The organism is Rhodopseudomonas parapalustris, assembly GCF_053772255.1.
In genome coordinates this window covers 1-1,340 of the sequence record NZ_JAMKBZ010000072.1, presented here as the reverse complement: position 1 = coordinate 1,340, position 1,340 = coordinate 1, and the positions used below count along the sequence as shown (strand labels likewise).

Annotated in this window: 2 protein-coding genes; both read left to right on the top strand. The window is 35.2% G+C overall.

Features of this window, described 5'->3' with window-relative positions; translation table 11 throughout:
• Nucleotides 1–953 (top strand): hypothetical protein (locus M9H71_RS25070; protein ID WP_455407572.1); only part of this gene is annotated, 953 nt, incomplete at its 5' end.
• An 11-nt stretch (nt 954–964) separates the two neighbouring features.
• A complete protein-coding gene (locus tag M9H71_RS25065) occupies nt 965–1,237 on the top strand; it encodes a hypothetical protein (protein WP_455407571.1) in 273 nt (90 codons plus the stop codon).
• Nucleotides 1,238–1,340: the final 103 nt, after the last annotated feature.

Sequence of the window (1,340 nt, the reverse complement as noted above, 5' to 3'; positions counted from 1 at the left end):
TAGGCTTGGATTTAAAGGCTAGAGTGATTAAAACCACAAAAGTATATAATGCTGCTAAACAAGAGTGGCAGTATAAAGAAATTGAGTTAGGACAGTTTAAGCCGAATATGTTAAGCCAGGATAAAGCGGATAAACAGGCCATTAAAAACTCTATTGATACTCAGAAAAGTGATCTCATGAAGGCAATAGACAATGCTACAAACTTAATTACCGGGAATAAAGGCGGTTATGTCGTTTTCCGTAACAACGCAGACGGCAAACCTTATGAGATACTTATAATGGATACCCCGGATATAGGTACAGCACAAAAGGTATGGCGTTGGAATCAATCAGGATTAGGTTACAGTTCTACCGGCATTAATGGACCGTATGGGCTGGCAATGACCATAGATGGGGCTATAGTGGCAGATTACATTACTACTGGCATATTAAATGGGAATCTAATTAAAGCAGGCAATATTAGCTCATTAGATAATACTGTTTCTATAAATCTTGAAAATGGAGCTTTTAAAATTGGAGGCGGTAGTAATGACAGCGAACATACAAACTCATATTCAATATGGAAGCATAGTGATGGAAGTTACACAAAAGTAAGCGCTAATGGAATGGAGAGATATGTTGGCTCAACAGGAAGCAAATATTTCTCATTATCTTATACTAATTTTGCCGATATTTTACCAGCTACTTCAACAATAGCAACCATTGTATTGCCTAGTATATTTAAAGGTAAACAGTTCACAGTTGAATTAAGTTTGCGCAGTATCGGAGTTGGTGCAGGAATGGCGTTGGCAGGAAATTATATTGAAGCAATTAATTTTGATTATGATGCTGGCACATTTCAAATATCAGCAGATGGTCGAACGGTAAGTTTTGGAGTTTCAAGTTCTGGTGTTATTAATACATATACATCTCAAAATTTCCCTATGCAAGTTTCGTATTTAGTTTTAGCTTAGGAGGTAATATTGTGGAATACAGTATTAAGGATATGCAGGAAAACATGACAGTTTTATACAACAAAAGAACCGGTGCAGTAAAATCAATATTTGGGGGCATTCAAACTATAGAAACGCTTTATGGTGATGAGGCAGAAGACTTTAAACTGATTTTAGAATCGGTAGTTAAACCAATGAATAAATTTATATGCGATAACTTTTGCAATAATTACAGTAGTTTAAAGATAAATATAGACACTAAAGAAATTGAAATATTAACTAATTATCCAATAGCAGCTCAATAGGGCTGTTTTTTATTTAGAAGAAAGTTGGTGCGATATGAAGGAGTGGTTAACTAAGTATTGGCTCGAAACATTGTTTGGGGCAATAATAAAAACAAAGGGAGGG